Source organism: Klebsiella sp. ZJOU C1 (genome assembly GCF_035620215.1).
Taxonomy (GTDB): domain Bacteria; phylum Pseudomonadota; class Gammaproteobacteria; order Enterobacterales; family Enterobacteriaceae; genus Klebsiella; species Klebsiella variicola.
In genome coordinates this window covers 428998-452647 of sequence record NZ_CP141644.1, presented here as the reverse complement: position 1 = coordinate 452647, position 23650 = coordinate 428998, and the positions used below count along the sequence as shown (strand labels likewise).

Sequence of the window (23650 nt, the reverse complement as noted above, 5' to 3'; positions counted from 1 at the left end):
CTAAAACTCAAACTGATAGAGCAAATCGAGCGCCTGGTCAATGCCAGACACCGCTTCCACATATAGCCTAGGCATCAGGCGATAACGTAAAGTCAGCGTCGCCAGGGAGTCGAAAATACCGACCCCATATTTTACCTGCAGACCCGGCAGTACATAGCCGCTGACCACCACCTGGGAAGAGTCGCCTACCCCTTCGGTGTCCAACGCCAAATTGCTTACGCCAAACGTCTCGCCGATTTTACCCACAACCTGACCACTTTGTGCAACCCCCATTCCAATAAGCATTGAGGTCATCGCGGCGCTATCGCTCTGTCCGCTGCTCAAACCCTGGCCGCGCAGCAGATAAGACAGCGCTTCCTGCTGGGACATCACCGGGTCAGAGAAGATCTCCGCTTTCGGCTGATCGGCGGAGCCGGTGACGCGAACGCCGGCGATCACATCGTCTTCGGTAGCATCCGGGTTACGAATCGCTTCGATATTCAGCAGCGGCTGATCCGGCGGACCGGAGAACAGCAGCTCCCCTTTGCGAACAATCAGATCCTGACCATAGGCGTGGAAGCGGCCGTCCGGAATATTGATCTGCCCGTTGAGGCCCAAGCCTTGCTTGTCCTGCGCCACTTTCAAATCACCGGTCAGACGCGCTTTCAGACCAAAGGCTTCCAGACGCACGTTGTTGCCGACGTGGATCGTCAGGTTGCTGTTGATCGGGATACCGGCGCTCTGCTGATTAATCGGCTTGAGGTTTTTATCCAGCATCACTTCATCAGAGGAGACGCCAACCGCGCTCTCTGGCACCTCGTTGACCACGATCCGCGCCCAGGGCACATCCACCTTGCCATCAAGGCTGAACAAGCTCGGCGTGGCGGTAAACACCACGTCCGGCGACACATCGAGACGCACCATCGGCGGCACGGTGATCCGCACCCGGCTGCCCTTCGCCGCAATCTGCGCCCGCCAGTTATCGATCTGCGTCCAGTCGGCGTTGCCGCTGAGAGCGATTTGCCCCTGGCGGGTGTTCACCGTCCCCTGCAGGGTGGAGCGCGTGCCGTTGAAGTTCATCGCCAGCTGGCTCGGCTGCATATCAAACGGCATGAAGTTGCCATCGATATCCACCCCGCTCAGCTGCATCTGGCCGAACAGCTGCGGGCTTTTCACGTTGCCGCCCAGACGCAGACGGGCGTTGAGCCTCCCCTCGGCTTTTTCGCCGCGAGCGAAAATCGGGTTGATCATCGCCAGCGAGAAGTTGCTGATATTGACGTTGCCGCCGAGATTACGCCGCCCCTGCGGGTCGGTGACCTGCACCTGCCCATCCAGTTGACCATTGTTGGTCAGGCGGATAAGCCAGCCCAGCTCGGCGCGATTGTTATGCAGGTCGGCGCTGAGGTTCAGCGTATCGAATGCCACCGGCAGCGGCGCGTCGTTGACCACCTGGGTCACCTTGACGTTGCGCCCGCTGAGGGTCACTTTGCCCTGCGGCAGCCCCTCTTTGGTGGTGTCCCAGCTCACATCGGCATTACCGGTAAACACGCCGCTGGCCTGGGTCGCCTCCGGCATAAACGGCTTAAGCATCGCCAGATCGAAGCGGTTGAGGTTCACTCGCGCCCGCCCGCTGGCGCCCGCGTCGATGGTCTGCGGGACGCAAAGCTCGGCGTTCGGGTTGGTCCAGCAGTGTGGCCCAATGCTGATTTTCTGCTCCTGGTTGCGGTAGTCCAGCGCAATGCTGCGCGTCAGCGCTACCGGCCCTACCGGCGTCTGGAAGCGGGTATCGCTCAGCGAGCCTCTCCAGCGTTCGGCCTGACGATCGAAGCTGCCTGCCAGCGTCAGCTGGCCGGAAACCGGATCGCCCTGCACGCGCAGCCGCAGCTCATGCTGCTTCTCAGTACCTTTGGCATTGAGTTGCACCAAACTGATATTGACCCCCGGCTGGCTAATGCGATCTACCCGCACGTCCAGGTTACCGCCAATCTGATCGGTGGATTTCACGTCCCCTTTGACGTTGACCTGGGCGATCGTCAGTTCCTGCCAGCGCAGCGCCCGGGCGGTGATGTCGGCCAGCAGCTGCGGCGCATCGACAGTGCCGCGCACTTTCACCAGCCCCTTCGCCGTTCCGCCAAGCCCCGGCAATGCATTATCCAGATGCGGGGCATCGATAGTGGCGTCGAGGTTAAGATCCTTCACCCCAAGCTCACCTTTGATATCGGCGCTGTTCGGGCCTAACGCCAGGTGCAGGCCCGGGATTTTCCACTGCAGATAGCTGTTACCCTGCAGCGAGCCCGAAACATCCACTTTGTTCTGCTTCACGTTGCCGGTAATTTTCAGCTCCGGCACCGACATCTGCCAGCTGCCGCCGTACAGGCTGCCCTGGGTCTTGATCATGCCGTTGAGCTTCGACGGCCAGTCCGGCACCTCTTTGGCGGTGTTGATCCCATCGAGGGTCAGCTCGCCGCGCCAGCTGATCGCCTGCTGCCAGTCGAGCAGCGCCTTCAGCTCGGTTTTCCCTTCCAGGGCGTTGACCGTCAGCTTGTCGAGATTAATCTGCCGCTCATTGCCTTTGGCGTTGAGGGTGATTTTCGCCGGCGGCAGCGACTGACCTTTCACCGCCGTGGAGAAGGCCAGCGCGTAGTCGGTCATTTTGCCGCTGAACTTCAGCTGGACATCATCGGCCTGGAACTGCTTCTCGCCGCTGAATGGCCAGGCGAGCTGCTTACTCTTCAGCTCCATATTGAGCGGCAGCCCGGCCTCCGCCAGCTGCGCATCCGCGCGCAGCGTGGCCGCGACTGGCCCGCTTAAGTCCACCCCGACCTTAAGCGTTTTACGCACTTCACCGCCCACCTTCAGCTGCACCTTCTCCCCTTTCATCGGGTCAACGTTCAGCGTTCCGGCGAGGGTAATGTCCACCGGCCAGTTATCCTGCAATTGCGCGTGGCCCGAGGCGCTGACCTTGCCCTGATCGGAGTCGATATCGAGGGCGTCGAGCTTCATCTGACCGTCGATACTGCTGACTTTCAGCAGCAGGTTATACACGGTGATGTCGGTATCGCCGGTCAGGCGTAGTTGTTCCCCGCGGAACGCCTGAATATTGAGGTTCAGCGGCAGATGGACATCGGTCATTGCCGGCAGCACCGGCTGCGAGAAGAGGTCGGTCATCGTCTCGCCGAGCGGTTTTTCCTGCGGCTTCGGGTTGTCGATTTTCGGCTCGACCACCTGCTCCTGCGCCACTTTCGCCACTTTCGGCAGGGCGATCAGCAGCCCCTGCAGCGAGGTCGGCGTCAGGGTCAGGTTTTTCTCCTGCCAGTTCAGGCCGGTGGAAAAATCGCGCACGGACACTGCGGTATCGTCGATTTTAACGTTGACGTTATGCAGTGCGACGCGGCTGAGGGTGATCGGATAAGGGGTGGAGAGATTCAGCGGCCCGCTGTCTTCTTCCTCGACCGGCGCGGCGGGCGGCATCTTCTTCGTATCGACAGCGACGTAAATATCGCGCAGCGCGATGTCGTTCACGCACAGGCTGCTGTCCCACAGGCAGCGCAACCTGACGCTGAGGTGAAACTGGCCGGCGGTGACCGCCACGCCGGGCTGCTCGTAGCGAACATTATCGAGGGTTAAATCACGCCAGCCACCGGTGACTTTGCCGATATCCAGCCCCGGTACCCAGCGATCCGCCGCTTTGAACACCAGATGCAAGCCGGTGGTCGTCCCCACCAGGAACCCGACGGTGCCCAGCAGGAGCACCAACACGATTAAGACGCCGAGGCTTATCTTCTTCCATAAACTCATAATTCAGGCCCCAGACCGATGTAAAACTGTAAACCATGCTCTTCTTTGTCGCCGATCGGCCGGGCGATATCCAGCTTGATCGGCCCCACCGGCGACTGCCAGCGCACGCCCACCCCGGCGCCGGTTTTGAAATCGCTCTCGCGAATATCGCTGACCGCTTCGCCGCTATCGACAAACACGGCGCCCCACCATTTACCACTGACGTTGTACTGATACTCCAGCGAGCCGGTCGCCAGCTTCGAGGCCCCGATCAGCTTGCCGTCATCGTCCTTCGGCGAGATAGATTTGTATTTATAGCCGCGAATACTGCGGTCGCCCCCGGCGAAAAAGCGCAGATCCGGCGGCACCTTGTCAAAGTTATCCGCTTCGATCCAGCCAAGGTTGCCGCGCACCACAAAGCGGTGGCGGTCATAGAGGGTACGGATCCAGACGTCCTGGGCCTGCATCACGATGAAGTTGATGTCCGAGCCCCACATGGTGTTGGAGTAGTCCACGGAGTAGCGCTGTGAATCGCCCCAGGTGGGCATCAGACCGCCGCGAGAGCGAGTGCGGTTCACCGAGACCCCAGGGTAAATCAGCATGGTGGTGTTGGTGACGTTCGCCTGGGTAAAGTGGTCCAGGCTCCAGCGCAGGTTGATCGCCCGCTGCCAGCCGCTCGACATCTCCCAGAAACGCGATACCCCAAGCGTGGTGGAGTCGGCCTGGGTGTCATTAAGATCGGTGCGCTTAAAGCCACCCTGCATCAGATAGTACTGCTCGAGCGGGCTCTTCAGCAGCGGGACTTTATAGGTAAAGTCGAACTGCTGCTCCGGAGCGGAGAGGCTGACGCTGGAGGTCAGGCTGTGGCCATACGAGTTCATCCACGGTTTTTTCCACGTGGCTTTCACGCGCGGCCCGACATCGGTTGAAAAACCAACCCCGGTTTCCACGGTGTTCTCTTTGCGTGGCGAAACAACGCCCTGCAGAGGCAGCACCTTGGTTTTCCGTGACTTAGCGAAATCAGGCGCCACCACGACTGAACTGAACCAGCCGGTCGCCGCCAGGCGGCGGTTTAGCTCGGCCAGATCCTGCGAGGTGTAGTAGTCGCCCTCTTTAAACGGCACGAGGTTTTGCAGGTATTCATCGCGAATTTGCGATCCGGAGAAGGTGACGTGACCAAAGCGATAGCGCTCGCCGCTGTCGTAATCGATATCCCAGAACGCCTGGTGGCGGTCAAGGGAGACCCCGAGCTGGCTTTTGTTGAACTCGCTGTCAAAGTAGCCTTTGCGCAGGGCGACGCGGGTCAACGAGCTCTTGAAACCGTCATAATCGCCATGGTTCAGCACCGTCCCGATGGCCGGACGCGTTTTTAGCAGCGCCAGATAGTCGCTATCGGTACGGGCGCCGCCGCGCAGAATGACCTCGGTTCCACCAATGCGCACCGGTTCACCCGGGGTCACTTTGGCGATCAGCACCTGACGCCCCCTTTTCGGCGGCGGACGTAAATCAAATTCAATCGTCGGCTCGTAATAACCCAGCGCTTTCAGACCTTCGCGAATGGCGTCATCGACGCGCGCGCGAAAGCGACGATCCGGCGTGACCTCATCACTCTGGATGGTGGAAAGCTGGGCGCGAACGTTTCTCTCCAGCTCCCCGGATAATCCCTCAACCTGCAAACGCACATTCGCTGCGCTGGCGACCCCGCTGACCAGCAAAAGGCTGGTGATACATAACTGGCGGATTTTTAGCACATTTTCTCCTGAATCTCCCTGTTTCCCCCTACAGGAAACACTGGCGCCGCTCCACGGCTTAACAAAACCCTAACAACCAGGGTTGAAAAAGTGGCAATAACCCAAATAATTCTTATGTATTAATCTAGACGTATTACGCGTGTTTATTGTGTTAAAAGACACGCTTCGTTACAACCTTAACGACGATTTCTGTATTGAGAGGCCAACCGTGAGTCTATTTGATAAAACGCATCTTGTCGCCCAGGCGGATGCGCTGCCTGGACGCAATACCCCCATGCCAGTGGCGACGCTCCACGCAGTTAACGGCCACTCGATGACCAACGTCCCGGCGGGGATGGAAGTGGCGCTGTTCGCCATGGGCTGCTTCTGGGGAGTGGAGCGCCTGTTCTGGCAATTGCCGGGGGTTTACAGCACCGCCGCAGGCTATACCGGCGGCTATACGCCAAATCCGACCTATCGCGAAGTGTGCAGCGGCCAGACCGGTCACGCGGAAGCAGTGCGCGTGGTTTACGATCCGCAGGTCATTAGCTATGAGCAGTTATTACAGGTGTTCTGGGAAAATCACGATCCGGCGCAGGGCATGCGACAGGGCAACGACCACGGTACCCAGTACCGTTCGGCGATTTACCCGCTGACGCCGGAACAAACGGCAGCGGCAAAGGCCAGCCTCGCCCGCTTCCAGGCGGCGATGAACGACGCGCACGATACTCGTCACATCACTACCGAGATCGCTACCGCCAAACCCTTCTACTATGCCGAAGACGATCATCAGCAGTATCTGTATAAAAACCCGCACGGCTATTGCGGCATCGGCGGCATCGGCGTGTGCCTGCCGCCTCAGTAACAACCCGATTGCGCTATCGGGGAGTGGTGGTTAATCAGAAAAGACCGGGCCCGCAGGGAAGTGGGCCAGAAATGCCGTCACGGTTAACCATTCACGCAATGACGGAAACGTCATCTCTTTCTCTGCCAATGCCCGATCGAAAGCGATTAGCGAATCGATGCCTGCCGTTCCGAACACGCCCCCGGCCCATAGTATTCTTTGCGCCTGGTCCCGCGCCCAGCCACTCTCGCTACGCCAGGCAAGGATATGCAGCAGAGCCTGTAATAAAGAGGCGACGTGGGTGCGCTGCTCTTTCACCAGCCGGCGGTAAACAGGCAGAGCAACACTTCTTATAATGTCGATACTCTCCCATACCGCCTCGTCTTTCAGCAGCCTCCCGGCCTCTTCGCACAGACGATTATGGGTAATAACCTCTTTTTTCTCGATGGTCTTCCCGGCAGCAATCACCATCCCACCCAGCAAATAGAGCGACTCTGGCAATAATGGCAAAACAACCCGCCGTTCTCTGGCAAGCTGCTGTCCGGCATAAAGGCAGTTAACCACTGTTTTTTGGACGTTGTATGGCTCGCTGTGGCTATCGAGGAGGTGTAACTCAGGTACCAGGTGATTCACTAAATCCACCGCCCGGACAGAGTGAAGAATAATGCTGCTCTGTTCGGAGGTCTGTATTCTCTGCACATCCAGTAAAACAGTCTCTTCCATTTTATTTTCCCTCTGTTATACGTACTTGCACAACGCCCATGCCGGGACGCATCTGATTCCAGCCTTCGCTTAATCGCGCAGCATCAGTCATACCCCACCTCAAAACAGGGTTGAAAGAGAGGACATAAACTTAGGTAAGGTATTTATCAGCGCAACGAGAGTGAGCAACAAACAAAAGAGATAGCTGATCGCCATGCATATTTGTAATAACCGTGGCGCCTTGTATCCTTTATTAATATCCTTTCGCCACAGCAGCAGGCAAATAAACAAGCCGGCGACCGGCGTGGATACCGCCGTTGCCACATTCGCTAAGTAAATTAACTGCACCGGCGAACCGCCAAAGCTAAAGCAGATTAACCCCGCCACCACCAGCACCACCATGGATCCCCACTGGACCGCTTTACTCTCCAGCGCGGTAGATTTATTGAAGCCGGAATTGAGCAGCACAACCCCACGCTGAGTATTCCCCAGTAGAGATGAGAAACCCGCCCCCAATAGGGCGACACCCATAATGTATTTTGCCGCCCGTCCCATACTGGGCGTTAACAAATCGGCCAGCTGCGTCGGCGTATTGATTGATATCCCTTGCGGAAAAAGGACGATGGCCCCCACCAGAATAATCGCCCCGCTGATCAGCAGCACACCGATAATATGGGCGACGGTATCCGCCACCATCACGCCATTAAAGAGGTCATCTTTTTTCCATTTTTTCTCTTTGCCAAGGTAAGTGCCGTAGATCCCGGTCGTCAGGGAGGCATTGGTACTGATAAAGCCCAGGGCGGTGACTAAACTCCCCGCAGGAAACATCCAATGCGTTAACCCTTCGCCACTGGCTTTCCAGTCTGGTCCCCCCGTCCCTACCAGGGTAATATAAAAAGCGATAATCATTGCCACAATACAAATAGTGATCCCTTTTTCGACTTTGGAATAAACGCCTTTAGAGAAATAGCAATAGATCATCACCGCAATCATAATTAACGCACCGAGTTTCCAGTCAATGCCGAAAACCAGGTTCATGCCGGCCCCGGTACCCGAGATATTCCCCATGGTAAAAAAAAGACAGGCTAAAAAAGTAGCCACCCCCACAAACCCCGAGGCGACTTTACCGTAATAGTGACGTATCGCCTCGATTGACGGCATTCCGATGAGCATCGAGATACGATAGGTCGTCAACATAAACGTGATCCCCATAAAGGCAATGGGGATCAGCAGCCATAGCAAAGAGTAGCCATAGTCCGCCCCTAACATCGACGCGGTGGTGATAGCGCCGGGACCGACAACGACCCCGGTAAGAACAATACCCGGACCAATACGGCGAATTAATTGAGAGAAGGGAAGTTTTTCTATTTGTGCGGGTACAGTGGAAGATGTTTTTTCTAAATTATTCATGACAGCCTCATTATATTATCTTTACAGAATATTATATGGCCAACCTTATATATTGAATAAAACCGGATAGTCCCTGGTAAAACCAACCCGTATTCATGATGAATACGGGTTTAACATACAAATAATGAATTAAATAACCGCTTTTTTAATACCTGCTTCACGGATAGCCGCTTTGATCTCTTCTTCCGCGCCGGGTTCCAGCGGTAACAACGGTGAACGAACGGTCGCGTGTTCCAGGATGCCACGTTCAACCAGAGCATGTTTCAGCGCGACCGTGCCTTCCATATGTGAGCCACGGTGATAAACGGCCCGGGTGACCGGCAGCAGACGGTCGTGAACCGCTTTGGCCTTCACATAGTCCTGCGCTTTACCGGCTTCCAGCAGCTCTAACAGGAGTTCCGGCGCAATATTGCCATACCCCACCAGGAAACCATCAATATCAAAAGCGGTATGCAGCAAATATTCATCATGGCAGCTGAGGATCTGTAAGTCGGGGCGTTCGCGACGAATAACCGGAATTTCCGTATCCCAGCGGCGCATATTCCGCACGCCATTTTTCATCGCAAAGACTCCCGGTTGCGCGGAGATATCCAGCATCGTTTCGAGGTTATAGGTGGCTTTCGTGACATCCGGATACTGAAACAGAATAAGCGGCAGGCCGCTCTCTTCGTATACCACGCGATAACGATCCTGCGGCGCCCCTTTTTGGTAGCCAAAACGCAGCCAGCCATGGGAGGGATACAGCAGGCCAGCAGAGGCGCCAGCGTCGACGGCACGCTGTGCTTCCAGCGCCGCCACTTCCGTCCCTTCGCCGGTAATACCGGCGATAACCGGCACGCGGCCTTCGGTCGAGTCCACAAAACTACGGATAACATCGGCCTGCTCCTGCTGAGTCAGGAAGGTACCTTCCCCGGCATGTCCCAGCACCACCAGACCTTTCACGCCTTTCACGCTGCCAAGCCAGGAACCTAAGCGTTTGATCGCTTGATGATCGATGCGTCCATCGCGGGTAAAAGGGGTAACGGGGGCTGGAACAATACCACGCAAATCAAGTGCTTTCATGTTAACTCCTTACACATTTCAACAATAAAGATGATAAAATCCCCTTCTTGAAATCGATTGCAGGAACGATTGCAAGTGAATTGAAATGTCTTCCCTTTACTCCGCAAGATCAAGGGTACTCTGCGAATAAATGCAATTCGAATCACAAAAAAGAGCGGCTTAAATGTTTATCAATCTGCATTACGTGATCTATTTCCCACATTATTGCCTGTTACCGCTCACGCCAATTCAGTTGCGTGGGCGAAATAACTACGAATACAATCTCAGCTGAATTTAAACAGGGAATCGGTCATGGGAAATCAGTCATCTTCAGAGCAAAATGGAAGAACGATCACGATGCAGGATGTGGCACGCGCTGCAGGCGTGAGTGTTTCAACTGTTTCACGCGTGCTGGATGAACGTCTCCCCCCGTCCCGCAGCCCTTCCGCTGAAAAAATACGCGAAGCGGCGAAGCAGCTGGGTTATCGACGTGACTATGTGGCGTCAAGTCTGCGCCGGGGCGATACCGGCACGATAGGCGTCCTGGTCCCCAGATTGACTGACACGGTGACGGCGATGTTCTATGAAGCCGTCTCTCAGGCCGCTGCGCGCCATGGGTATTTCACGGTAGTGGCCACCTGTGGCAACGATCCAGAAACGGAAGAGCGCGCCACGCAATCTCTGTTAGACCGCCGGGTGGACGGCCTGATCCTTTCCACCTGCCGCCTGGGCGATCGCCTGCCCCAGCAGCTACGGGAAAAACAGATCAATCATGTTCTGGCGCTACGCACCGACGGTATAAGCCCATCGGCCATTGGTGATGACGAACTGGGGGGTTATCTGGCGACCCGCCATTTACTGGATTTAGGGCACCGGGAAATCGGCATCATTGCCGGGCCGAATTTTTCATCAAGCACCTTAAACCGGCAAAAGGGTTTCCTGCGTGCCATGCAGGAAGCGCAGGCCGAGGTGAATCCCCAGTGGTGGCGAGATTCCGATTTTACCATTGTGGCCGGTGAAAACGCCGGTTATGAAATACTGAATAGTCCTGCGCGCCCCAGCGCCATTTTCGCCGTCAATGATGACCTGGCGATCGGCGTGATGGCGGCGGCACATCGACTCGGGCTGGAGATAGGCCGCGACGTTTCGCTGGTGGGTTATAACGATATTCCTTTGGTCAGCCGCCTGCCGATCCCCTTAACCTCGGTAAAAACGCCGCTTGATCAGCTTGCCAGCCATGCTGTCGAATTACTGTTAAGCAACCATGTGGAAAATCCTCAGCGCTATTCTCTACCCACGCTGATCCCGCGCGCTTCCACGCGGCCTTATCGCTAAGCGGCGAAGGTTCCCGGCCCAAAGGGTGTGACAGGGCCGGGGCAGTATTTAATATTATGCCAGCTAATGTTATCAGATATTGATTCTTGCTCTTCAGGGGGAGGTTATAGCGTAAACGTCATGCCAATACGATACCGTGATTCTGAGATTTTATTTTGGCCGTCATGGTAGCCCTGTTTCCCGAGATAATCATATTCGATATAGGGACTAAACCAGTCATTCCATTTATAGCGTAGCGTTAGCGCATTTTCTGTCGCCGAAGACTTATCATTTTTATACTTATAGTCGTCATTGACGTGGCGATAGACCGTGCCTTGATATAAGGCGCTCCATTGTGCATTAAATTTATAGGCAACATATAAATCCAGACGATTGACGCTATCCCGATGCGACTCACCGGCACTATTGACCGTTTCATAAGTGTTGTAGTCATAGCGATAACGCAGCCCAAAGGTAAGGTCGGGCGTGGCTTTATAATTAACGCGCAGATAAGGCCGTAGCTGAGTGCCTTTGTTGCTCCAGTGATAGATGCCGCCAGGCTGCAAGGCCCATTTATCGGCGAATGGCCAGCTATAGTTAGCCTCTATTTCATTATAATCGACCGTGCTGTCGCCAAAGGAGTGGGAACCATCAGCTCTGTCGGTACCCTGGTTGCCCTGATGGTTATTTTTGTTGTTTTTGTTATCCATCTCCATACTCGCCCACCAGCCTGTTTCCCACCCCTGGCTGACCTTATAGCGGGACTCGTAAGAGTGGCTTCCCGCCCGATATCCTCCCCTGACATCAAAGGTCAGCGCGTGACCGGCTGCAGGAATGCCAAGAACGCAACACATAATAAAAGCGGTTTTTGTACGCATATTTTATCCCTAAAATTAATCATCTCGAAATAAAACGGAAAAGAATATGACCGTATCTATATATTTTACAAATCAATATGAAATCGTTTGCAGTATCGTTTTCAATTACAGATATATTTCTATTACTAAATACGAATGGTCAAGACGGTAAAAATACCGATGCTATTCTCATCACAAATTTTCATCCGTTATTATCATGGCAGGTGAATTTCTGTGATCGACTCCGCTCCCTTTATTAGCCGATCATCACCTTCCCTTTCACCTGCAGCGAGTCGCTCTTGTTGTGGTAAATAACCGGCGCGCGCCTGTCATCATAAGTACGCGTTTACGCTGACGCGTGGCGGAGAGATAACCGCGTAATTAACAATGATTAATCAATGCTCTGGCGATTTTGCTGACTGTTACGCTATACTACCTTCTGAAATTGCCAGCCCGCGCCTGTGGGCGGGTGTTCAAGTAGCTTCCTTATAGTTCGATCAACTTCCCTTCCGAGGATCTGACCTCAACGGTCAGAAAAGATATGTTAAACAGTATTTTAGTAATACTCTGTCTGATAGCCGTCAGTGCCTTTTTTTCGATATCGGAAATCTCACTGGCCGCCTCACGTAAAATCAAACTGAAACTGCTGGCCGATGAAGGCAACGTCAACGCACAGCGCGTGCTGAAGATGCAGGAGAACCCGGGCACCTTCTTTACCGTCGTGCAAATCGGCCTCAATGCCGTCGCCATTCTTGGCGGTATCGTGGGCGACGCGGCCTTCTCCCCGGCGTTTCATAGCCTGCTCAGCGGGTATATGTCGCCGGAGCTCTCCGAGCAGCTGAGCTTCATCATCTCTTTTACCCTGGTCACCAGCTTGTTCATCCTGTTTGCTGACCTGACTCCGAAACGCATCGGTATGATTGCGCCCGAAACCGTGGCTCTGCGCATCATCAACCCGATGCGCTTCTGCCTGTTAGTCTTCCGCCCGCTGGTGTGGTTGTTTAACGGCATGGCCAACATGATCTTCCGCATCTTCAAACTGCCGATGGTGCGTAAAGACGATATTACTTCCGACGATATCTATGCCGTCGTTGAAGCCGGCGCGCTGGCCGGGGTGCTGCGCAAGCAGGAGCACGAGCTGATTGAGAACGTGTTCGAGCTGGAGTCCCGTACCGTTCCTTCCTCCATGACCTCGCGCGAAAACGTCATTTGGTTTGATTTACACGAAGACGAGCAGAGCCTGAAAAATAAAGTGGCCGAACATCCACACTCGAAATTCCTCGTCTGTAATGAAGATATCGACCACATTATCGGTTACGTCGATTCAAAAGATCTGCTGAACCGCGTACTGGCCAACCAGAGCCTGGTCCTGACCGGCGGCGTGCAGATCCGCAACACGCTGATCGTGCCGGATACCCTGACCCTGTCAGAAGCGCTGGAAAGCTTCAAAACCGCCGGCGAAGATTTCGCGGTGATCATGAATGAATACGCGCTGGTCGTCGGGATCATCACCCTCAACGACGTCATGACCACCCTGATGGGCGACCTCGTCGGCCAGGGGCTGGAAGAGCAGATTGTCGCCCGTGATGAAAACTCGTGGCTGATCGATGGCGGTACGCCGATTGATGACGTGATGCGTGTGCTGGATATCGACGAGTTCCCGCAGTCCGGGAATTACGAGACCATCGGCGGCTTTATGATGTTTATGCTGCGTAAAATCCCCAAACGCACCGACGCGGTGAAGTTCTCCGGGTATAAGTTTGAGGTCGTGGATATCGATAACTACCGGATCGACCAGCTGCTGGTGACCCGTATCGATAACAAGCCAACGGTGCTGGTGCCCAAGCAGGCCGAAGCGGCGGAAAGCCAGAACGCCTGAGCCTGACCTTTTCTCTCTCAAGGGCGGATAACCATCCGCCCTTTTTTTATGTCCCGAATGTGAAGCGGCTCACGCCCCTCTGCCGATAGCAGATTACTCCTGCTCGATAGCGGAACGTTCATGACTCCTCGCCACGCAAAAAGGTAACGTTGCCCGCGTCTACACGATCATATTCCTGAATAAAGGAAGCGAGGGTTACCATGATAACGTCAAATAAAAATTACTTTATCAGCTGTCTGTTTTTCCTGTTCTTCTTTATAGGCTGGGGATGCTGCTACCCCTATTTATCACTGTGGTTAACGGAAACCATCGGCATCAATTATACGGACGTCGGTCTGGTCTATTCCTTTACCGCTATTGTCGCCGTCTGCGTTCAGCCGTTATTCGGCTTCATCTCCGATAAACTGGTATATCGTAAAAATCTGATGTGGATGCTGGCGATTATAATCACGTTATTCGCCCCTTATTGGATCTATGTCTTTGCTCCCCTGTTAAAAATAAATGTGTTCCTCGGCGCGCTGGCTGGCGGCCTTTATATTGGCATGGCCTACGGCGCAGGCTGCGGGGTTTGCGAAGCCTACATTGATAAAGTCAGCCGCGCCTCCGGTTTCGAATTTGGCCGGGCGCGGATGTTCGGCGGCATCGGCGCCGCGATCGGCACCTTTGCGGCAGGAAAACTCTACGGCATTGATCAGAATATGATTTTCTGGTTGGCCAGCGGCGCAGGTGTCTGCCTGCTGGTCATTGTCTGGAAAATGCAGATCAACGCCCACCCGCAGCAGGGGTTGCTGTCTGGCAAAGCCTCGCCGGTTACCCTCCGCGATGCCGTCTCGCTGTTAAAAATTAAAAAATTCTGGTTCTTCGCCCTCTATGTCATTGGCGTCGGGGCGGTCTATGAAACCTATGACCAGCAGTTCGCTATCTATTACAGCCATTTCTTTGAGAGTAAAGCCCGGGGTGCAGAAGTCTTCGGTTATTTAACCACGGGTCAGATTTTCCTTGATGCCATCGTGATGTTCTTTGCGCCATGGTTTGTGAATAAAATCGGCCCGAAAAATGCGCTGTTATACTGCGGGCTGATTATGAGCTTGCGCATTATCGGCTCCGCATGGGCTATTGGCCCGGTATCCATCAGCCTGATTAAACTCCTCCACGGCTTTGAAAGCTCGGTGCTCCTCGTCGCGGCGCTAAAATATATTACCGCTAACTTTAACCCTCTGCTGTCAGCGACCGTTTACTTAATTGGCTTCCAGTTTTCGAAAAGCTTTAGCTCTATTTTTCTCTCGACCGGTATCGGCCATATGTACCAGAGCATGGGCTTTACCAGCAGTTATATCGTACTCGGCGGTATCGCTCTGTGCTTCACGCTCATTTCTTTTATTACGCTGGATAAAGCGCGTGTCTTCGCTTCACAACCGGTGCCCGCGAATTAATGTCAGGAGGTAGTGTGTATGTCTCATTTATTTTATGGCGTGGCGTATTACGATGAATATATGCCGGAAGATCGGCTGGCTAAGGATATCGCCTTAATGCGCGAAACCGGCATTAACGTGGTGCGTATTGCCGAGTCCACCTGGAGTACGCTGGAGCCTGAAGAGGACCAGTACAATTTCTACCATATCGACCGGGTGCTGGAGGCGATGCATGAGGCCGGCATTGCGGTCATCGTCGGGACGCCGACCTATGCGGTACCGGCCTGGCTGGCGGCGAAACATCCCGATATTCTGGTCACCACCGTCGCGGGGCAGCAAAAATATGGCCCGCGGCAGATCATGGATATCGTCAATCCGACCTTTCGCCGCTATGCCGAAAAAATTATCCGCACGCTGATGGCCCATGTGCAGCACCATCCGGCGATTATCGGCTGGCAACTGGATAACGAAACCAAGCATTACGACAATATTGGCCGCTATATGCAGGAGGGCTTCGTGCGCAGCCTGCAGGAGAAATATCCTGACCTCCGGCAGCTGAATCGCGATTTCGGCCTGGATTACTGGAGCAACCGCATTGACCGCTGGCAGGATTTTCCGCCGGTGGAAAACACCATCAACGCCAGCCTCGCCTGCGCCTTCTCTCGCTATCAGCGTCAGCAGGTCACCGAGTATCTGGCCTGGCAGGCGGCCATCGTTCGGGAATACGCCCAGCCGCACCAGTTCGTCACCCACAACTTCGATTTCGAATGGCGCGGTTACTCTTACGGCGTGCAGCCGCGGGTCGACCATTTTGCGGCGGCGCAGGCGCTGGATATCGCCGGCGTCGATATCTATCACCCGAGCCAGGCGCACCTGACCGGGCGGGAAATCGCCTTTGGCGGCGCCATCACCCGCTCGCTTAAGCCGGGTCAGAACTACTTCGTACTGGAAACCCAGGCTCAGGGCTTCGCCCAGTGGACCCCCTTCCCGGGCCAGCTACGCCTGCAGGCATTCAGCCATATCGCCTCCGGCGCCGCCATGGTCTCCTACTGGCACTGGCATTCGATTCATAACGCCTTCGAAACCTACTGGAAGGGGCTGCTCAGCCACGACTTCTCGCGCAACCCAACCTGGCAGGAAGCCACCACCATCGGCGCCGATTTCGCCCGCCTGTCGCCGCAGCTGGCGGAGCTGAAGGCCGAAAATGACGTCGCGTTGCTAATAAGCAATGAGGCGATGGACGCCCTCAATCACTTCCGTCCCGGCGATGCCGAGGGCAACATTTATAACGAAATCTTCCGCCGCTTCCACGATGCGCTGTATGACCACAATATCAGCCTCGACATCATCCACGATGTGAACGAGGAAACCTCGCGCTACCGGGTACTGATCGTTCCTGGTCTGTACGCCGCCGATGATGGCCTGCTAACACGGATTAACGACTATATCGCCCGGGGCGGCAGAGCGCTGATCGGCTTTAAATCAGGCTTTAGCGATGAAAATGTCAAGGTGCGCAACAGCGCGCAGCCGGGGATTTTGCGCCAGAGCTGCGGCGTCAGCTACAGCCAGTTCACCCTGCCGGAAGGGACGACGGTAAGCTCATGCTGCGCAGAGATTGATTGCCGCAATGATAATCAGGCTGAGCTGTGGATGGAATTGCTGACGCCCGATGGCGGAACCCGCACACTGCTGCGCTATCAGCATCCGGCATGGGGCGAATACGCCGCCGCAACGGCGGCGGATTACGGTCAGGGACGCGCCCTGTACGTTGGCTTTCTGCCGCACAAGCGCCTGATTAGCCAGCTGTTTGATGTCCTGACGGCGGATCTCACGCTGAACTCGCGAACTTCCGCCTATCGCTATCCGTTAGTGGTTAAAAAGATGCGTAACCGAGCCGGAAATACTATCCACTTCCTGTTCAATTACTCCGGCGAGGCGCTGGATGTTGTCAGCGAGACCGCGGGTACCGCGCTGCTGAGCGGGGAGGCTGTAGACGTCGGCCAGCCGTTGCGCCTCAGGGCCTGGGAATTTACTATCATCGAAAGCTAACGACGCGGCGGCGCCCAGGTGGGAGAAAGAATGGAACTGGATATCAATGAGCTACTCAATTTCTCGCCATTGATGAAGACCTTTACCTTCAATGCCTGGGTCGTCGCAGGCTTCACGCCGATTACCCGCGGCTCCACGCTGGACTACTACATTAATCGCCCGCAGGGGATGAAAGGTTACATCATTAATCTGACCCTGCGCGGCCAGGCGCGGGCGAAAGCGGGCGATGGCTTCCTGCTGTGCCGGGAAAACGATCTGTTGCTGTTTCCTCCCGGCGTGCCCCATCATTACGGCAGGGACGAACACAGCGAGTACTGGGACCATCTGTGGATCTACTTTATCCCCCGCCCCTACTGGATAGACTGGCTAAAGTGGGACCAAACCACCCACGGTATCGGCAAAACAACCATTAACGATCCCGACCAGCTCCAGCAGCTGCGCGATCTTTTCTACGAAGTAATACGCCACCACTCTGCGTCCGTACCGCTGTCAGAAGCGCTGGCAATGAACGCGCTGGAGAGATTAATTCTCCGCTGTTTTCAGCAGCAGCCCATTAGCAACCGCCATGCCCACGACCCACGGATTAACGCCATCTGCGACTATCTTAACGCCCATATTGCGCAGGAGGTAAAAATCGAGACCCTGGCGGCGATGGTGTTTATCTCCCCTTCACGTCTGGCGCACCTTTTAAAAATGAACTGGGGCAAACGGTCTATGCGTGGCGGGAAACGCAGCGCATCAACCGCGCCAGGTGGCTTATTCAGAGCACCTCGCTCCCACTTAACAAAATTGCTTTATCGGTGGGTTACAGCGATCCGGTCTATTTCACCCGCCTTTTTCGTAAACATAACGGCATCCCACCGGGCGAATATCGCAAACGCTATGCGGAAATGAAGGGCTAAAAACATCAACGGCTCCCATCGGGAGCCGTCTTTTACCTACTACGTACTGCTACGTTTCAGGTTATGCCATCTCAGTTTGCAGACGCAACACCTGACGATTGACTTCGGACATCACTGACAGATGCAGCTTGTCCTTGACCTTCGGGATAAGGATTTTGCCCTTATCAAATTCAAATGCGCCAACGTCCTTGATGTACAACCGTCCACGAAACAGGATCTTCACGTACTTCGCCACTTGCAGCGGATTGTAGCGTTGGAAAATTTTCATTCTTCTCTCCTGCCAGGGTTACGCTCCTGTGGTGCCACAGTTAGCCCACGTATCGGGAGCGCAAATTTTAATGCCCTAAAACTATAGTCCAGAATCTCAGAGGGACCCAGTGTGTATAAGTTTATTTACCGTTTGATGACAATAATTCAGAATTTTCGTTTCGGACATACGATGAAGTAAGTATAAGTCGCCGTTTTTCTACTAATTTGTGCGTCAACACGCAAACTGGCATCCTCATTGCGGGTAATCGCCGCCAATCGCACTTATGATTAAACGAGACCAAGTGGTCGGATCACCTGCATAAAAATGATTAAGGATTACGCATGACCCTACGTAGCATACTGGCCGCCTCGTTACTGCTTCTCCCGCTGCTGGCCACAGCGCATAACTTCGTCGACGGCCAGCGTGTGGCGCCGGTCGGCGTCGCGGATCGGGGAGAACTTATTCTGGATAAGGATAAGTTTAGCTATAAAAACTGGAACAGCTCGCAGCTGGTGGGAAAAGTGCGAGTTATCCAGCACATTGCCGGTCGCTCATCAGCCAAAGAGAAAAATGCCAACCTGATCGAGGCGATTAAAGCGGCAGGTTTCCCGCACGATCGTTACCAGACCACCACCATCGTTAACACCGACGATGCCATTCCGGGCACCGGCATGTTCGTGCGCAGCAGCATTGAGAGTAATAAAAAGCTTTTTCCATGGTCGCAGTTTATCGTCGACAGCAACGGGCTGGTGCGTAAAGCCTGGCAACTGGACGAGAAGAGTTCCGCGATCGTGGTGCTGGATAAGAACGGGCGTGTGCAGTGGGCCAAAGACGGTGCGCTGACCCAGCAGGAGGTGCAGCAGGTGATCGACCTGCTGCATAAATTGCTTAATAAATAGAGACCCGGAAGCCGGGGTTGAGGAAGGATTCACGCGGCGTGTAGTCGAGGGTTTTGCCCTGCCAGTCGTGAACATGCGCCCCAGCGGCCACCGCGACCGCGTGGCCGGCGGCAGTGTCCCAGGTGCTGGTCGGCCCGAAGCGCGGATAGAGCTGGGCCTGGCCTTCCGCCACCAGGCAGAACTTCAGCGAAGATCCGATAGAAGTGGTTTGATGCTCGCCCAGTTGCTCAAGATACTCCTGCAGCTCCGGATCGTTACCGTGAGAGCGACTGATCACCACCAGCGGCGGACGGGCATCGCGGACCTGGATCTGCTTGCGCACCCCGCACTCTTCTTTCCAGGCTTTGCCATTTTGCGCGCTGTACATCACCTTCATCACCGGGGCATAGACAACGCCCAGCGTCGGCTTGCCGTTTTCAATCAGCGCGATATTGACGGTGAATTCGCCGTTACGCTTAATAAACTCTTTGGTGCCGTCCAGCGGGTCGACCAGCCAGTAGCGCTGCCAGTGCTGACGTACCTCCCAGGCCGGCGGGTCCTCCTCGGAAAGAACCGGGGTGTCAGGATCCAGCGCTTTCAGACCGCTGATGATGACGTTGTGCGCTGCGATATCCGCCGCCGTGACCGGAGAATCATCTTTCTTGCTGGCGACGTTGATCGGCTGGTTTCCATCGTAGACTTCCATGATGGCATCGCCCGCGTTCCGTGCAAGCTGACATACTTGTTCTAACATTCTCCACCTCGTCTGGTTACAGTGGCGTTAACTCGTTGTTTTATTTATATCGCATCACCGCGAGTTCCGCTATCTGTGATAACGATGGCGGTTTCTCTGCCCGCTTTTCTGGCAAGATTCACATTTCTGTAAGCAACAGAATATAAATACATTTTCTACTGTGCTATCGCTCATAAAAAAAGGACGCCTCTGATGATTAAGTTTAGCGCAACGCTCCTGGCCACGCTGATCGCCGCCAGCGTCAACGCCGCGACGGTCGACCTGCGGATCATGGAAACCACCGATCTGCACAGCAATATGATGGACTTTGACTATTACAAAGATGCCGCCACGGAGAAATTCGGCCTGGTGCGTACCGCCAGCCTGATCGAACAGGCGCGGGCAGAAGCGAAAAACAGCGTGCTGGTGGATAACGGGGATGTTATCCAGGGTAGCCCGTTAGGCGACTACATGGCCGCGAAAGGGTTGAAAGAAGGCGATGTGCATCCGGTGTATAAGGCGATGAATACCCTGAATTACGCCGTCGGCAACCTGGGTAACCATGAATTCAATTATGGCCTCGACTTCCTGCATAAGGCGCTGGCCGGGGCGAAATTCCCCTACGTGAACGCCAATATCATCGATGCCAAAACTGGCAAACCGATGTTTACGCCCTATCTGATTCAGGATACCCAGGTTCAGGATAGCGATGGTCAACCCCATACTCTGCGCATCGGCTATATCGGCTTTGTGCCGCCGCAGATCATGACCTGGGATAAAGCCAATCTCAGCGGTAAAGTGACGGTCAACGACATTACCGAAACCGCGCGCAAATATATCCCGGAGATGCGGTCGAAAGGCGCTGATGTGGTGGTCGTGGTCGCGCACTCCGGCCTCTCCGCCGACCCGTATCAGGCGATGGCCGAAAACTCGGTCTACTACTTAAGCCAGGTGCCCGGCGTGGACGCCATTATGTTCGGCCATGCCCACGCGGTGTTCCCGGGTAAAGACTTCGCCAACATCAAAGGCGCGGATATCGCCAAAGGGACGCTGAACGGCGTACCGGCGGTGATGCCGGGAATGTGGGGCGATCATCTCGGGGTGGTTGATCTGGTGCTGAACAACGACAGCGGCAAATGGCAGGTCACTCAGAGTAGAACGGAAGCGCGGCCAATCTATGACGCGGTGGCGAAGAAATCGCTGGCGGCCGAAGACGGCAAGCTGGTGGCGGTGCTGAAAGCCGACCACGACGCCACTCGCGAATTCGTCAGCAAGCCGATCGGCAAGTCCGCCGACAACATGTACAGCTATCTGGCGCTGGTGCAGGACGATCCGACGGTGCAGGTGGTCAACATGGCGCAGAAAGCCTATGTAGAACACTATATTCAGGGCGACCCGGATCTGGCGAAGCTGCCGGTGCTCTCCGCCGCCGCGCCGTTTAAAGTCGGCGGACGTAAAAACGATCCGGCGAGCTTTGTCGAAGTGGAGAAAGGTCAGCTCACCTTCCGCAATGCCGCCGACCTCTATCTCTACCCCAACACCCTGGTGGTGATGAAGGTCAGCGGGAAAGAGGTCAAGGAGTGGCTGGAGTGCTCCGCCGGACAGTTTAACCAGATCGATCCCGCCAGCAGCAAGCCGCAGTCGCTGATCAACTGGGACGGCTTCCGCACCTATAACTTCGACGTCATTGACGGGGTGAACTACCAGATTGACGTCACCCAGCCGGCCCGCTACGACGGCGAATGTCAGATGATCCATCCGCAGGCAGAGCGTATTAAGCACCTGACCTTTAACGGTAAACCTGTCGATCCGCAGGCCACTTTCCTGGTCGCGACCAATAACTATCGCGCTTACGGCGGCAAATTCGCCGGCACCGGTGAGAGCCATATCGCCTTTGCCTCACCGGATGAAAACCGTTCAGTGCTGGCGGCATGGATAGGTGCGCAATCGAAGAAGGATGGCGCGATCCATCCGGCGGCGGATAACAACTGGCGTCTGGCGCCGATCCACAGCAACACGCCGTTGGATATTCGTTTTGAGACCTCGCCAGGCGACAAAGCCGCGGCGTTTATCAAAGAGAAAGCACAGTATCCAATGCGCCAGGTGGCCACCGATGATATCGGCTTCGCCATTTATCAGCTGGATTTGAGCAAGTAATGCCTGTTCCCCGGTGGCGCTGCGCTTACCGGGGCTACAAACCGGGGCTGACGGGTAGCCCGGATAAGGCGCCAGCCGCTATCCGGGAATATCTCCCCGATGGCGCTGCGCTTACCGGGGCTACAAACCGGGGCTGACGGGTAATCCGGATAAGGCGCCAGCCGCTATCCGGGTACATCTCCCCGGTGCCGCTGCGCTTACCGGGGCTACAAACCGGAGCTGACGGGTAGCCCGGATAAGGCGCCAGCCGCTATCCGGGAATATCTCCCCGGTGGCGCTGCGCTTACCGGGGCTACAAACCGGGGCTGGCTGGTAGCCCGGATAAGACGCCAGCCGCTATCCGGGAATATCTCCCCGGTGGCGGGGCTACAGGGAGTGATACATTTTCACTCCCCGTGGTTAGCCAACACCGCAGGCAGATTGCTCTCGATCCAGTCCGCCAGCGCCGCCACTTTCTCGCTCACCTGCAGGCCGAGCGGCGTCAGGCTATATTCAACGTGTGGCGGTACCACCGGATAAGAGACGCGGTCGATAAAACCATCCTGCTCCAGGGCCTGCAGCGACTGCGCCAGCATCTTTTCGCTGACCCCGCCCATTTTGCGGCGCAGATCGCTGAAGCGATGGGTCCCCTCGCGCAGCGCCACCAGAATCAACACGCCCCAGCGACTGGTGACATGTTTAAGCACATCGCGCGACGGGCACTGTTCCGCAAACAGGTTGCCGTTGCGCAGTTTCTCGCTCAGCGTCGGTTCGGCCATTTTCACACTTACCTTTTTGTACGTACTTACTAAAAGTTAGTTAAGGTGTTAGCTTACCACAACTGCCACTAAACACGAAGGAGAAGACTCATGATCGCCCTTACCGGTGCCACCGGCCAGCTTGGCCACTACGTTCTGCAAGACCTGTTAAAAACCGTCCCTGCCAGCCAGATTGTGGCGATTGTCCGCAACCCGGCCAAAGCCCAGTCCCTCAGCCAGCAGGGCGTCGTTGTCCGTCAGGCCGAGTACGGCGATGAAGCGGCACTAACCGCCGCGCTGCAGGGCGTGGATAAACTGCTGTTAATCTCCTCCAGCGAAGTCGGTCAGCGCGCCGTTCAGCACCGCAACGTCATCAACGCCGCCAAAGCCGCTGGGGTGACATTCATCGCCTACACCAGCCTGCTGCACGCCGACACCTCGCCGCTGGGCCTGGCCGCAGAGCATATTGAAACCGAGCAGATGCTGGCCGACTCTGGTATCGCTTACGCCCTGCTGCGCAATGGCTGGTATACCGAAAACTATCTGGCCAGCGCACCGCCGGCGCTGGAGCATGGCGTGTTTATCGGTGCCGCCGGCGAGGGTAAAATTGCCTCCGCCACCCGCGCGGATTATGCCGCCGCTGCCGCCCGCGTTATCGCTGGTGAAGGCCATGAAGGGAAGATTTACGAACTGGCGGGTGATAACGCCTGGACGCTGAGCGACCTGGCTGCTGAGCTGAGCACGCAAAGCGGAAAAAACGTGGTCTACCAGAACCTCAGCGAAGCCGATTTCGCCGCCGCGCTGAAAAGCGTCGGTCTGCCGGCGGGTCTGGCGGATATGCTGGCGGATTCCGATGTCGGCGCGTCGAAAGGCGGGCTGTTTGACGACAGCCGCACCCTGAGTACGCTGATCGGCCGTCCGACCACCTCCCTTGCTGAAAGCGTGAAAGGCATTCTGTAACCACCCCTGTCAGCTTTTGCGGTTGCGTCCCGGCGGTTC

General features: G+C 55.6%; 17 protein-coding genes and 1 pseudogene. 9 read left to right on the top strand and 9 right to left on the bottom strand.

The features are described from left to right. On the bottom strand, nt 1–3777 hold the full coding sequence (tamB, locus tag SPE70_RS02135; RefSeq protein WP_008807150.1) for an autotransporter assembly complex protein TamB: 3777 nt from the start codon (nt 3775–3777) through the stop codon (nt 1–3). Next, complete coding sequence (gene tamA, locus SPE70_RS02130; RefSeq protein WP_008807151.1) at nt 3774–5507, bottom strand: autotransporter assembly complex protein TamA; 1734 nt, start codon at nt 5505–5507, stop codon at nt 3774–3776. The genes tamB and tamA overlap by 4 nt, the downstream gene beginning before the upstream one ends. Nucleotides 5508–5715: 208 nt before the next feature. On the opposite strand from tamA, the gene msrA reads away from it, so the two are divergent. After that, nucleotides 5716–6351 carry a peptide-methionine (S)-S-oxide reductase MsrA gene (gene msrA / locus SPE70_RS02125; RefSeq protein WP_008807152.1) on the top strand — a complete coding sequence of 212 codons (636 nt, stop codon included), beginning with the start codon at nt 5716–5718 and terminating at the stop codon, nt 6349–6351. A gap of 30 nt (nt 6352–6381) precedes the next feature. Here the strand turns inward: msrA and SPE70_RS02120 are convergent, their stop codons facing one another. From SPE70_RS02120 to SPE70_RS02110, 3 genes are all read right to left on the bottom strand, one after another. Then, nucleotides 6382–7053, bottom strand: coding sequence for a hypothetical protein (locus SPE70_RS02120; RefSeq protein ID WP_008807153.1), 672 nt, complete (start codon nt 7051–7053; stop codon nt 6382–6384). A 99-nt stretch (nt 7054–7152) separates the two neighbouring features. Continuing rightward, a complete protein-coding gene (locus tag SPE70_RS02115; RefSeq protein WP_064170532.1) occupies nt 7153–8442 on the bottom strand; it encodes an Nramp family divalent metal transporter in 1290 nt (429 codons plus the stop codon). A gap of 129 nt (nt 8443–8571) precedes the next feature. Beyond that, nucleotides 8572–9504: a dihydrodipicolinate synthase family protein gene (locus tag SPE70_RS02110; RefSeq protein ID WP_038422032.1), complete on the bottom strand. Its 933-nt coding sequence runs from the start codon at nt 9502–9504 to the stop codon at nt 8572–8574. Nucleotides 9505–9795: 291 nt separating this feature from the next. Between SPE70_RS02110 and SPE70_RS02105 the strand changes: the two genes are divergently transcribed. Continuing rightward, nucleotides 9796–10818, top strand: coding sequence for a LacI family DNA-binding transcriptional regulator (locus tag SPE70_RS02105; RefSeq protein WP_023339457.1), 1023 nt, complete (start codon nt 9796–9798; stop codon nt 10816–10818). Between the two features lie 104 nt (nt 10819–10922). Here the strand turns inward: SPE70_RS02105 and SPE70_RS02100 are convergent, their stop codons facing one another. After that, a complete protein-coding gene (locus SPE70_RS02100; RefSeq protein ID WP_064166995.1) occupies nt 10923–11675 on the bottom strand; it encodes an oligogalacturonate-specific porin KdgM family protein in 753 nt (250 codons plus the stop codon). A gap of 520 nt (nt 11676–12195) precedes the next feature. Here SPE70_RS02100 and SPE70_RS02095 point away from each other — a divergent pair. The 4 genes and pseudogenes from SPE70_RS02095 (at nt 12196) to araC (ending at nt 17896) form a co-directional block, all read left to right on the top strand. Continuing rightward, the gene (locus tag SPE70_RS02095) at nt 12196–13533 is read left to right on the top strand and encodes a polyamine export protein PaeA (protein WP_008807158.1); all 1338 of its coding nucleotides are present in this window, start codon (nt 12196–12198) and stop codon (nt 13531–13533) included. Nucleotides 13534–13733: 200 nt separating this feature from the next. Then, complete coding sequence (locus SPE70_RS02090) at nt 13734–14966, top strand: oligosaccharide MFS transporter (RefSeq protein WP_039102753.1); 1233 nt, start codon at nt 13734–13736, stop codon at nt 14964–14966. 18 nt (nt 14967–14984) lie between these two features. After that, nucleotides 14985–16994, top strand: a complete 2010-nt coding sequence (locus SPE70_RS02085; protein WP_064170533.1) for a beta-galactosidase — start codon at nt 14985–14987, stop codon at nt 16992–16994. Between the two features lie 30 nt (nt 16995–17024). Then, nucleotides 17025–17896: pseudogene (araC, locus tag SPE70_RS02080) on the top strand (arabinose operon transcriptional regulator AraC). A gap of 61 nt (nt 17897–17957) precedes the next feature. Here the strand turns inward: araC and SPE70_RS02075 are convergent. Then, nucleotides 17958–18164, bottom strand: a complete 207-nt coding sequence (locus tag SPE70_RS02075; RefSeq protein WP_002886707.1) for a DUF1107 domain-containing protein — start codon at nt 18162–18164, stop codon at nt 17958–17960. A gap of 323 nt (nt 18165–18487) precedes the next feature. Here SPE70_RS02075 and SPE70_RS02070 point away from each other — a divergent pair, with 323 nt between their 5' ends. Further along, on the top strand, nt 18488–19045 hold the full coding sequence (locus SPE70_RS02070; protein WP_032731792.1) for a YtfJ family protein: 558 nt from the start codon (nt 18488–18490) through the stop codon (nt 19043–19045). On the opposite strand, the gene cysQ is transcribed toward SPE70_RS02070, so the two are convergent. Next, nucleotides 19035–19778 (bottom strand): 3'(2'),5'-bisphosphate nucleotidase CysQ, encoded by a 744-nt coding sequence (gene cysQ / locus SPE70_RS02065; protein WP_064170534.1) that lies wholly within the window; start codon nt 19776–19778, stop codon nt 19035–19037. The two genes, SPE70_RS02070 and cysQ, sit on opposite strands and share 11 nt — an antisense overlap. Before the next feature lie 192 nt (nt 19779–19970). Here cysQ and cpdB point away from each other — a divergent pair, with 192 nt between their 5' ends. Next, nucleotides 19971–21914 (top strand): 2',3'-cyclic-nucleotide 2'-phosphodiesterase, encoded by a 1944-nt coding sequence (gene cpdB / locus SPE70_RS02060; RefSeq protein ID WP_064170535.1) that lies wholly within the window; start codon nt 19971–19973, stop codon nt 21912–21914. A 386-nt stretch (nt 21915–22300) separates the two neighbouring features. Here the strand turns inward: cpdB and SPE70_RS02055 are convergent, their stop codons facing one another. Further along, nucleotides 22301–22672, bottom strand: a complete 372-nt coding sequence (locus SPE70_RS02055) for a winged helix-turn-helix transcriptional regulator (RefSeq protein ID WP_012543100.1) — start codon at nt 22670–22672, stop codon at nt 22301–22303. 90 nt (nt 22673–22762) lie between these two features. On the opposite strand from SPE70_RS02055, the gene SPE70_RS02050 reads away from it, so the two are divergent. Beyond that, a complete protein-coding gene (locus SPE70_RS02050; protein ID WP_022064859.1) occupies nt 22763–23611 on the top strand; it encodes an SDR family oxidoreductase in 849 nt (282 codons plus the stop codon). The last annotated feature ends 39 nt before the right edge of the window (nt 23612–23650 follow it).

Excerpts from the sequence above, each read along its gene's own strand:
- SPE70_RS02090 (WP_039102753.1), top strand. The coding sequence starts at position 13,734 with ATGATAACGTCAAATAAAAATTACTTTATCAGCTGTCTGTTTTTCCTG.
- SPE70_RS02115 (WP_064170532.1), bottom strand. The coding sequence starts at position 8,442 with ATGAATAATTTAGAAAAAACATCTTCCACTGTACCCGCACAAATAGAA.
- SPE70_RS02105 (WP_023339457.1), top strand. The coding sequence starts at position 9,796 with ATGGGAAATCAGTCATCTTCAGAGCAAAATGGAAGAACGATCACGATG.
- tamB (WP_008807150.1), bottom strand. The coding sequence starts at position 3,777 with ATGAGTTTATGGAAGAAGATAAGCCTCGGCGTCTTAATCGTGTTGGTG.
- SPE70_RS02110 (WP_038422032.1), bottom strand. The coding sequence starts at position 9,504 with ATGAAAGCACTTGATTTGCGTGGTATTGTTCCAGCCCCCGTTACCCCT.
- SPE70_RS02050 (WP_022064859.1), top strand. The coding sequence starts at position 22,763 with ATGATCGCCCTTACCGGTGCCACCGGCCAGCTTGGCCACTACGTTCTG.
- cpdB (WP_064170535.1), top strand. The coding sequence starts at position 19,971 with ATGATTAAGTTTAGCGCAACGCTCCTGGCCACGCTGATCGCCGCCAGC.
- SPE70_RS02055 (WP_012543100.1), bottom strand. The coding sequence starts at position 22,672 with ATGGCCGAACCGACGCTGAGCGAGAAACTGCGCAACGGCAACCTGTTT.
- SPE70_RS02070 (WP_032731792.1), top strand. The coding sequence starts at position 18,488 with ATGACCCTACGTAGCATACTGGCCGCCTCGTTACTGCTTCTCCCGCTG.
- SPE70_RS02095 (WP_008807158.1), top strand. The coding sequence starts at position 12,196 with ATGTTAAACAGTATTTTAGTAATACTCTGTCTGATAGCCGTCAGTGCC.
- SPE70_RS02075 (WP_002886707.1), bottom strand. The coding sequence starts at position 18,164 with ATGAAAATTTTCCAACGCTACAATCCGCTGCAAGTGGCGAAGTACGTG.
- SPE70_RS02085 (WP_064170533.1), top strand. The coding sequence starts at position 14,985 with ATGTCTCATTTATTTTATGGCGTGGCGTATTACGATGAATATATGCCG.
- cysQ (WP_064170534.1), bottom strand. The coding sequence starts at position 19,778 with ATGTTAGAACAAGTATGTCAGCTTGCACGGAACGCGGGCGATGCCATC.
- SPE70_RS02120 (WP_008807153.1), bottom strand. The coding sequence starts at position 7,053 with ATGGAAGAGACTGTTTTACTGGATGTGCAGAGAATACAGACCTCCGAA.
- SPE70_RS02100 (WP_064166995.1), bottom strand. The coding sequence starts at position 11,675 with ATGCGTACAAAAACCGCTTTTATTATGTGTTGCGTTCTTGGCATTCCT.